The sequence below is a fragment of the Clostridium sp. LY3-2 genome (assembly GCF_024705715.1).
In the GTDB taxonomy this organism is placed as follows: Bacteria; Bacillota; Clostridia; order Clostridiales; family Clostridiaceae; genus Clostridium.
In genome coordinates, this window is record NZ_JAMDLQ010000066.1 from 1 (window position 1) to 10,651 (window position 10,651).

Annotated in this window: 4 protein-coding genes, 1 rRNA gene and 2 pseudogenes; all 7 read right to left on the reverse strand. The window is 29.6% G+C overall.

The features are described 5' to 3' along the window. Positions 1-509: 509 nt before the first annotated feature. Positions 510-1,622 carry a glucose-1-phosphate adenylyltransferase subunit GlgD gene (glgD, locus tag M4I33_RS16565; RefSeq protein WP_194192688.1) on the reverse strand — a complete coding sequence of 371 codons (1,113 nt, stop codon included), beginning with the start codon at positions 1,620-1,622 and terminating at the stop codon, positions 510-512. 22 nt (positions 1,623-1,644) lie between these two features. Further along, positions 1,645-2,805, reverse strand: coding sequence for a glucose-1-phosphate adenylyltransferase (locus M4I33_RS16570; protein WP_257917835.1), 1,161 nt, complete (start codon positions 2,803-2,805; stop codon positions 1,645-1,647). 216 nt (positions 2,806-3,021) lie between these two features. Beyond that, positions 3,022-5,460 (reverse strand): annotated as a pseudogene (locus M4I33_RS16575) (glycogen/starch/alpha-glucan phosphorylase). 39 nt (positions 5,461-5,499) lie between these two features. Further along, on the reverse strand, positions 5,500-6,933 hold the full coding sequence (gene glgA / locus M4I33_RS16580; RefSeq protein ID WP_257917836.1) for a glycogen synthase GlgA: 1,434 nt from the start codon (positions 6,931-6,933) through the stop codon (positions 5,500-5,502). A 17-nt stretch (positions 6,934-6,950) separates the two neighbouring features. Further along, positions 6,951-8,951: a 1,4-alpha-glucan branching protein GlgB gene (gene glgB, locus M4I33_RS16585; RefSeq protein WP_374707723.1), complete on the reverse strand. Its 2,001-nt coding sequence runs from the start codon at positions 8,949-8,951 to the stop codon at positions 6,951-6,953. A gap of 267 nt (positions 8,952-9,218) precedes the next feature. Continuing rightward, positions 9,219-10,436, reverse strand: a pseudogene (locus tag M4I33_RS16590) (SulP family inorganic anion transporter); the annotation flags it as partial. Positions 10,437-10,566: 130 nt separating this feature from the next. Then, positions 10,567-10,651, reverse strand: a 5S ribosomal RNA gene (rrf, locus tag M4I33_RS16595); the annotation flags it as partial.

Below are 10,651 nucleotides of genomic sequence, written 5' to 3' on the forward strand. Positions count from 1 at the left end.
TTGTATTATATAAATCTGTTCAATTTTCAAAGACCATTTAATCTCTGTCGCACTCAAGCGACTTGCTTATCTTAACATTTAAGTTTTTTTCTGTCAACACTTTTTTGAAAATGTTTTTTCAGAAAAAATCTTTATCTCCGAGACACTTTCGAAACACTGTTCGTCTGTCTCAGCGACGATATTTATAATAACATACAAAACCCACCATCTAAAGTCATATTTGCTTATTTATAAAAATTATTCTTAAAATACTCTTTATAATTCTTTTTTACTTACTTTTTCTCAGAATGATACACCAGGATATGTATTCGATATTTTTCTATCAAATATACCTTTTTATGGTTTAATTTGTAATATAACTTTTATCTATTTTAAATAAATCCTCTTATTTCATAGATTTAACTAATACTATTTTGTCAGAAAATAATATAATTTATACGTAATAATAAAAAAATAAAGCTCAAACTAACTTGTAATTAGCTTGAGCTTTTTTAAATTTAATCTTATTTTTATAATTCATTTCTTTTTTGCATAACTATTGGCCATCTTTTAGAACCTATATATCTTTCTTCATATCCAATTACAGTTCCCTTTTCTGCAATTACTTTTTCAAGTTCTGAATCATTTTCAATAACAGCGTCTTGCATTATGATACAATCTTTAACTTTTACACCTTTTCCAATCCTTACTCTTCTTGAGATAATACTATTTTCAACTTCACCTTCTATATAGCATCCATTTCCTATAATTGAATTTTTAACATCACTATCATCTGTAAATTTACTTGGACTTTCATCTTTAGGTTTAGTATAGATAGGTCTTTCAGAATTAAATAATTCTAAACTTACCTCTTCTTTTAGAAAATCCATATTAGTTTTATAATAAGAACTTAAAGAATTAATACAACTTAAATATCCATCAAATTTAAATGTACTAACCTTTAATTTATCTAAATTAGCATTTACATACTGCTTTATTTTTCTATACATTCCACTTCTTATAGATTCGTGCACTATTTCATTAAATAAAGCTGTTTTCATAACATACATTTCCATACTTACATTTGCAGTGCTTTCTTTACCTATATTTTCTCCAACACTTACAAGTCTTTTATAACTATCTATATTTAATATGTCACAATCTAAATATTCTTTATCAGCATTTTCTACGTTCTTATATATAACTGTTACGTCATTACTATTTTTCTTATGGTAATCTATAACCTCGTTGTAATCTATATTACAAATCATATAAGCTGGAGCTAAAATTATATATTCTTTTTTGCTGTACTTTACAAAAGCAAGGTTTTCTGCAAAACTATGCACATCATCATAAGCTGGGTCTTCATATCCAAAGTTAAAAACCTTTAACCCATTTTTCTTTCTGTGTAAATCCCACGGCCTACCATTCGTTAGATGATCCATCAATGATCTTGATTTATTTTTTGTAAATATCCCTATACATTCAATTCCTGAATTAGTCATATTAGATAATACAAAATCTATAACTCTATATCTAGATGCAACAGGAACAGACGCAAGAGGCCTCTTCCTTACAAGCTCCCCCATCCTGCTTTCATTTTCATCTAAATTTATAATTCCTAAACAATCATTCCTCTTCATATTTTACCACCCTCTCTTTCTTCTATACTGTCTTTCTACCACTTAATAAACTACCAGCTGATATTTCTTCTTTTGATGCAACAACAGCTATTTCTTCACCGTCTCCTATTCTAGAGTCCTCCATAACTAATGCATCGCTACCTATAATTGCTTTATCTATAACAACGCCATCTTCAATGTTTGAGTTTGGCATTATAACTGAATTTCTTATAACAGCTCCCTTGCCTATAGTAACCCCTTGGAATAATACAGAGTTTTCTACTGTTCCATGCACTGTACAACCTTCCACCACTAAAGAATTCTTTATCTTTGCATCCTTTGATATATATTGAGCAGGACAAACAGGGTTAACAGAATAAATCTTCCAATCTTCATCGTGAAGGTCTAATCCATTATCCTCATCTAATAAATCCATATTAGCTTCCCAAAGACTTTCTATAGTTCCAACATCCTTCCAATAACCTTTAAAAGGATATGCAACTAACTTACTATTTTCTTCAAGCATTTTAGGTATTATGTTTTTACCAAAGTCATTACTTGACTCTTGATCCATTTCATCTTCTATAAGATGCTTTTTTAAAGTTTTCCAATTAAATATATAAATACCCATAGAAGCATTAGTACTCTTCGGTTTTTGAGGTTTCTCTTCGAATTCATAAATACTATAATCTTCTTTAGTATTCATTATTCCAAACCTACTTGCTTCTTTTAAAGGAACATTTATAACTGCAATAGTTGCATCTGCATTTTTTTCTTTATGGAAGCTAAGCATATTATCATAGTCCATCTTATATATATGATCACCTGAAAGCACTAAAACATATTTTGGATCATAACTATCTATATACTCTATGTTTTGATATATAGCGTTTGCAGTACCCTTGTACCACATTCCGCCTTTTTCCTCTTGATATGGTGGAAGTATACTAACCCCTCCATCTCTTCTATCTAAATCCCAAGGATCGCCTATTCCTATATGTGAATTCAATTCTAATGGTTTGTATTGAGTTAACACCCCTACTGTATAAATTCCTGAATTTGAACAGTTACTTAAAGGAAAATCTATAATTCTATACTTTCCTCCAAAAGGAACTGCTGGTTTTGCAACATTTTTTGTTAAAACACCTAACCTTGATCCTTGTCCTCCTGCTAATACCATAGCTACTATCTCTTTTTTACCCATATATTCCATCCCCTCTCGTACATTTAAAATTATTATTCAAACTACTTATATAAACATATGAGGAAGCTGTTCACTTTATACATAACCATTTTTATGAAATCTTTTCCAAAAGGAAAGAGAATCAATAATTATTTAAAAATAACTCTTTGATTCTCTAATTTTCTCTTAATATCTCTTTTTTTATATTTATTTTAATTTACCTTTATTTTAGATTAATTATTTCAGATTTTTGTAAACCAATTCAGTTCCCCAAATACCAGTTGCGTATTCTAAAATAGTCCTATCTGAAGAAAATATTCCAGAATGAGCGATATTTATACCACACATCTCTTGCCACTTATATTTGTCTCTATATAAATAATCTATTTTTTCTTGTGCTCTTATATAATCATCAAAATCTTTTAAAACAAAAAACTCATCATTATAAGTTATTAGATTCTCGTAAATAGCCTTAAACCTGTTACTATCATAATGATATTTTCCATTCATAAGATCATCTATAACATTTTTTATTCTTATATCACTTCTATATATATCGTAAGAAAGATACCCACCATTTTTATAATAGTCTAATACTTATTTTGAAGTTAAACCAAATATAACTATATTATCATCTGAAACTTCATCTCTAATTTCGATGTTTGCACCATCTAAAGTAGCAATAGTAACTGCACCATTCATCATAAACTTCATATTAGATGTTCCTGATGCTTCTTTTGTAGTTGTAGATATTTGCTCACTAACATCAGTAGCTCTTATAATCTGTTCTGCTAAAGAAACTCTATAATTATCTAAAAATACAACTTTTATTTTTTCACTTACTCTAGGGTCGTTATTTATAGTATCTGCAATTGAATTTATAAGTTCTATAGTTTTTTTTGCTAAATAATAACTAGGCGCAGCCTTTCCTCCAAAGATAAAGGTTCTAGGCACTATATCCTTGTTTGGGTCTTTTAATAATTCATTATATAAATGCATTATCCTTAAGCAATTTAAAATTTGCCTTTTATATGCATGTATTCTTTTAATTTGAACATCAAAAATTGAATCTGGGTTAACTTTAATCCCTTTCATTTCGTAAATAGTTTTAGCTAACTTTTCTTTATTTAACCTTTTAACTGATGCTAGTTTTTCTTGAACATCTTTATTTTTTGCAAAGCTTTCAAATTTATCTAAATCAGTAGGATGTTTTATAAAACTATCTCCTATAGTTTCTTTTAAAAGATTAGTTAATTCCTTATTACTTTTTATTAGCCACCTTCTATGGGTTATCCCATTTGTTTTATTATTAAATTTATTTGGATAAAAATAATAAAGGTCACTCATTTCTTGTTTCTTTAATATCTCTGTATGAAGTTTTGCAACTCCATTTACACTATGACTTCCCACAACAGCTAAATTAGCCATCCTAACTTGACCGTCAGCAAGTATTGCCATATGAGCAATCTTATCCCATTGTCCTATATAACTGTTCCAAAGCTCTGTGCAATATCTTTCATTTATCTCTTGAACTATCATATAAATTCTTGGAAGAAGCTTTTTAAACATATCAACTGGCCACTTCTCTAAAGCTTCTGATAGTATAGTATGGTTTGTGTAAGATATAGTGTTTGTAGTTATCCTCCAAGCAACTTCCCAAGGCAATCCCTCTTCATCTAAAAGTATCCTCATAAGTTCTGGGATAGCAAGAGTTGGATGTGTATCATTAATATGAATAGCCATCTTTTCATCTAATTCTAAAATATCTCCACCATGTCTTTTAAAGTGTCTTATTACACTTTGTACTCCAGCAGATACAAAGAAGTATTGCTGCTTTAACCTAAGCATCTTTCCTTCATATTGCGTATCATCTGGATATAAAACTTGAGATATAGCTTCAACTGAATTTTTATATTCTAACGCTTTTAAAAACTCACCTCTACTAAATGATGAAAAATCAAATTCGTTACTTACAGTTTCTGCGCTCCAAAGCCTTAGAGTATTTACTGTTTCATTTTCATACCCGACTATTGGAGTATCATAAGGAACTGCAAGTATTGGCTCATAATTTATGTGAAGAAATTTTATCTTTCCATTTATATTTTGAGTTATAACCTCTCCACCAAACTTAACTATCTCTCTTTTATCATTTTTTCTTTTTTCCCAAACATTACCCTCTCTAAGCCAGTTATCAGGAACTTCAACTTGGCTTCCATTTACTATCTTTTGTTCAAAAAAACCATATTTATATCTAATTCCGCATCCATGACCTGCTATATTTAAAGAAGCCATTGAATCAAGGAAGCATGCAGCAAGCCTTCCTAGCCCACCATTTCCGAGACCTTGGTCTTGTTCTAGATCTTCTAAATCTTTTAAATCTATATTTAATTCTTTTAATGCTTCATTACATATATCTCTAATCCCTAAGTTTAATAAAGCATCACCTAAAAGCCTTCCTAGTAAAAATTCCATTGAAAAATAATATACTTGCTTTTCACCTGTACTATTATATTTTTTGTTAGTGTTCATCCAGCTCTCTGCTACATAATCTCTAACTAAATTCCCTAAGGCCTCATATTTTTTATAATTACTACCTGTTGATAGCTCTTCACCATTAATTTCAAGATACTTTTTTTCGTAAGCCTTTTTAAAAGAATGTTTGTCGATGGTTAGCATACTGCTCCCCCCTCTCTCTAGATATGATGTAACTTAAATTTACTTTTTAACTAAATTATTATAAAGATTAACGTATTCTTTAGCTGATTTTTCAAAACTATTGTCTGATTCCATAGCTTGTTTAACTATATTGTTCCAAGAATCTTTATCTTTAAAAATTTCTAAAGCATATTCAAGTACATTTAATAGATCATTACCGTTATAATGAGTAAAACTAAAACCATTCCCTAATCCATTATATTTATTGTAAGGTGAAATTGTGTCTTTTAACCCACCTGTTTCTCTAACTACAGGAACAGAACCATACCTTAAAGATATAAGTTGTCCTAGCCCGCATGGTTCAAATAAAGAAGGCATTAAAAACATATCACTAGCTGCATAGACTTTGTGTGCTAGCATATTATCAAACTTTATATTTGCAGATACTTTATCGTTATATCTACAAGCTAATCCTTTAAAATGTTCTTCATAAATATAATCCCCAGTTCCAACTACAACTAATTGAATATTATGCTGAAGAAGTCTATCTGCTATTTCAACTATAAGATCTAGTCCCTTTTGATTTGTAAGTCTTGATACTATACCAATCATAGCTGCATCTTTATTTACAGGAAGTCCTAGTTCTTTTTGAAGTTCTTCTTTATTTATCCCTTTGCCTTCTAAATTATTTTTATTAAAATGTCTATAGATATTTTTATCTTTTTCTGGATTAAATTCCTCGTAATCTATTCCGTTTAAAATTCCACTTAAAGCATAGCTTCTATTTCTTAAATCAAAATCCATCCTTTCTCCATACTCATAAGATTTAATTTCTTCTACATAAGTATTACTTACTGTAGTTATCCTATCTGAATACATTACTCCGCCTTTTAAAAAGCTTACTCCACCATCAAAAGCTAAACTATTATTATAGTAAGGTTCTAAATCATATCCGAATAAATCTTGCAAAATATCTTTTGAAAATACTCCTTGGAATTTTAAGTTGTGTATTGAAAAAATTGATTTCATATTATAATAAAATAAGTCTTTGGCATACTCTACTTCAAGCATTACAGGTATCATTCCTGTATGCCAGTCATTACAATGAATTATATCTGGCTGATATTCTATCTCTTTTAAAAACTCTAGTACTGCTCTATCAAAATATGCAAATCTTTCTCCGTCATCATAATAACCATAAAGTCCATCTCTTCCAAAATAGTACTCGTTATCTATAAGATAATAAGTCACTCCATCTTTTTTATATTCAAATACACCAGCGTATTGAGTTCTCCAACCTACTTTAACCATAAACCATTTTAAGAATTTTAATTTATCTTTTAATTCTTGATTTATATTTTTATACTTTGGTATAACTACCCTTGCATCTATTCCTTCTTTTACTAAAGCCTTAGGTAATGTCCCTAAAACATCACCAAGCCCCCCTGTCTTTATAAATGGATTTGCTTCTGAACCTACAAACAATACTTTCATTTTTCTATCCCCCTTTTCTAAACTTCAATATCTTTATTCTTTAATTCACTTTTTACTTCTCTTTTAGTTTTTTTATATTTTAAAATAGTCGTTCCCATTGGAGGAACTTTAATCTTTATACTTTGATTGAAATTATTAAATTCTACTTCCTCTGTAAAAATTTCTCCTTCCATAACTTGTCCTGAACCTCCATATCTCTTATCATCTGAATTTAAAATCTCAAAATACGAGCCAGCGCTTGGTACTCCAATTCTGTAGTCATAATATACATTTTTAGTAAAATTACATACAAATACTAAAAAGTCATCTGAATCTTTACTTCTTCTAACAAAAGAAATAACGCTTTGGTCATTATTATCTGCATCTATCCATTTAAACCCTTCGAAAGAATAATCAAGTTCCCACAAAGATTTATTATTTTTATATAGATGATTTAACTCTTTATAAAATAACTGAGTATCTTTATGCATAGGGTAATTATCTATAAGTTTCCACTCAAGTTCCTCATATTCTCTCCATTCAATAAATTGTCCAAACTCGCATCCCATAAATGTTAACTTCTTACCAGGATGACCTATCATATAACACGCTAGATTTCTAAGACCTGCAAACTTTGTCCAATAATCTCCCCACATCTTATCTACTAATGATTTTTTTCCATGAACTACTTCATCGTGAGAAATAGGAAGAATAAAATTTTCAGAGTAGTTATACATCATAGCAAAAGTTAAATTATTATGATGATATTTTCTATATATAGTATCCATCTCAACATACTCTAAGGTGTCATTCATCCATCCCATATTCCACTTAAAATTAAAACCTAGTCCACCTTGTTCTATCGGTTTACAAACATTTGGCCAAGATGTTGATTCTTCAGCTATCATAAGAGCATTTTTAAATTCACTAAAAATAGCTGTATTTAAATCCTTTATAAACTGGATTCCTTCAAGGTTCCCATCTTCTCCAAATATATTAGGAACCCACTCTCCAAAGTCTCTACCGTAGTTTAAGTAAAGCATATTTGAAACTGCATCTACTCTAAGACCATCTATATGAAATTCTCTAAACCAATATAAAGCGTTAGAGATTAAGAAGCTTTTAACTTCAGGTCTCCCTAAATCAAAATTCGCTGTTCCCCAGCCTCTATTTTCAGCTTTCCACTCTTCTTCGTATTCGTAAGTTGCTCCTCCGTCAAATTTATATAATCCGTGGGAATCCTTACAAAAATGTCCTGGCGCCCAATCTAAAATAACGCCTATATTATTTTTATGAAGCTCATCTATAAGCTCTTTAAATCCTGAAATATCTCCATACCTAGTAGTTAAAGAATAAAATCCAAGACCCTGATATCCCCAAGATGCATCTAAAGGATGCTCAACTATAGGCATTATTTCAACGTAAGTGTATCCCATCTCCTTAACATATTTAGGTAGTTCTTTACTTAATTCTTTATATGTTAAAAACTTAGAATCTTTAGTTTTCCAAGAACCTAAATGTAGCTCGTAAATATTTATAGGGCTTTCATATATATTTTTTTCATTTCTCTCTTTAATCCAGTCTTTATCGTTCCAATTAAAATCTAATTCTTTAATTGCAATAGATGCGCTCTGTGGGCGAAGCTCTGATTTTCTAGCATATGGGTCTGATTTATAGTTAATTTCATTATTTTTTGTAACAATAGCTAACTTATATTTTGCTTCTTCTTGAATCCCTGCAATAAATAAAGAAAAAAGACCTTCTTTAGAAACTCTATTCATCTTATAATCTTCATTTATAGAAAAATCATTAAAATCTCCAACAACAAAAACTTCTTTAGCTTTTGGTGCCCAAGTTGTAAATCTTACTCCGTAAACATTATTTTCAAAAACAAAATGACTTCCTAATATGTTATATGAAGAATAATTTCTTCCTTGATGAAACAAATAAGTATTAAAATCTGTTAAGTCATTTTTCCCATAATATTTTTCTTTTGCTTTTTCAACAACGCTAATAATAGACTTCTTTTCTAATTTCATCTTCGTTAACCTCCATAAATCCATTTATCCTTTTTAACTTCTATTATCCTATTCTTAAAATCTAAGATTTATTAATAAATTTTCGATTTTTTCTAGAACTTACTAAGTAAAACGTTTATATAAAGAGATATTTAAACTTATTAAATTAAAACAAATTATAAAAAGGTATAAAAAAAAGCGATAGAAAAATTTCTATCGCTTTAAATCTTAAGCTAATACTTTATCGCTTTCTTTTTTAATTTCTTTGTTAAAGAATTTAACTCTAATTAAGTGGAATATCATAGCAACTACTATAGCTGCTACTAAATCTATAGTAACCGTTAAAACAAATGTAATTAAAAGCTCTATAGCATCTAATTTATTTCCTGTAACTATTTTTATACATTCTCTCCACTCACTCATATTATATGAAACAACTGCAAGTATTGCAGCTAAGCAAACTAAAGGAATATATTGAACAAATGGCATAAATATTTTCATAATTAATATTAATGTAACTGCATGTATTATTCCAGCTACTGGAGTTCTTCCTCCGTTTTTAATATTTGCTGCTGTTCTTGCTATAGCACCTGTTGCTGGAATTCCACCAAATAATGATGATGCTATATTTGCAATACCTTGTCCTATTAATTCAGTATTTGAATTATGCTTTTTATCTATCATTCCATCTGCTACTACTGCTGATAATAATGACTCTATAGAAGCTAAAAATGCAATAGTAAGTGATGGTAATATAAGTTGCTTTATCTCAGCTAAAGTAATATGAGGTAAAGCTGGCGTTGGTATGTTTGATGATATAGCTCCATATTGATCACCTATTGTAGTAACAGGTAAATGGAACATACTAACTATACCAGTTGCAACTATTAATGCTATTAATGAACCTGGAATAGTTTTATTTATTTTAGGGAATAAGACTATAAGGGCAATACAGCCAATTCCTATTAAAAGTGTCATCCAATCCAAATGAGTAAAGTTTGAAATATAAACTTCCCATTTTGCTAAAAACTCAGATGGTACTTCTTTAACATCAAATCCAAATAAATCTTTTATTTGAGTTGATAATAATGTAACTGCTATTCCTAAGGTAAATCCTAAGACTATACTTTTAGGAATAAATTTTATTAGATTTCCAAGTCTAAGTAATCCAAATAAAATTAATATAACACCTGCCATTAAAGTTGAAATAATAAGTCCCTCTATTCCGTACTTTTCAATTATTCCATAAACAATTACTACGAAAGCACCAGTAGGACCTCCTATTTGAACTCTACTTACACCAAATACAGAAATAAATAATCCTGCAACTATTGCAGTTATTAATCCTTTTTCTGGTGTTACTCCTGACGAAATACCTAGGGCGATAGATAACGGTAATGCTATTATAGCAACTATAATCCCCGCGATGATATCCTTCATTAACTGTTCCTTAGTTAATTCTTTTTTTCTATGTTTTATTATAGAAAAAAACTTTGGTTTTTTCATTAAAAAAACTTCCCCCTTACGCGTTAATGGAGGCTACTTAAATTAATAAGTAAACCTCCTCTTGTATAAATTTTTTGTAAACTATATTTCCGCATAAAAAAAGGATAGTTTATACTATCCTTTTTAGCTTACTTGGCGACGTCCTACTCTCCCACACAGTCTCCCGTGCAGTACCATCGGCGCTGTAGAGCTTAACTTTCCTGTTCGGAATGGGA

Coding starts and splice junctions, on each gene's coding strand:
- glgD (WP_194192688.1), bottom strand. CDS start 1,622: ATGAAGAGGAATGATTGTTTAGGAATTATAAATTTAGATGAAAATGAA.
- M4I33_RS16570 (WP_257917835.1), bottom strand. CDS start 2,805: ATGGGTAAAAAAGAGATAGTAGCTATGGTATTAGCAGGAGGACAAGGA.
- glgA (WP_257917836.1), bottom strand. CDS start 6,933: ATGAAAGTATTGTTTGTAGGTTCAGAAGCAAATCCATTTATAAAGACA.
- glgB (WP_374707723.1), bottom strand. CDS start 8,951: ATGAAATTAGAAAAGAAGTCTATTATTAGCGTTGTTGAAAAAGCAAAA.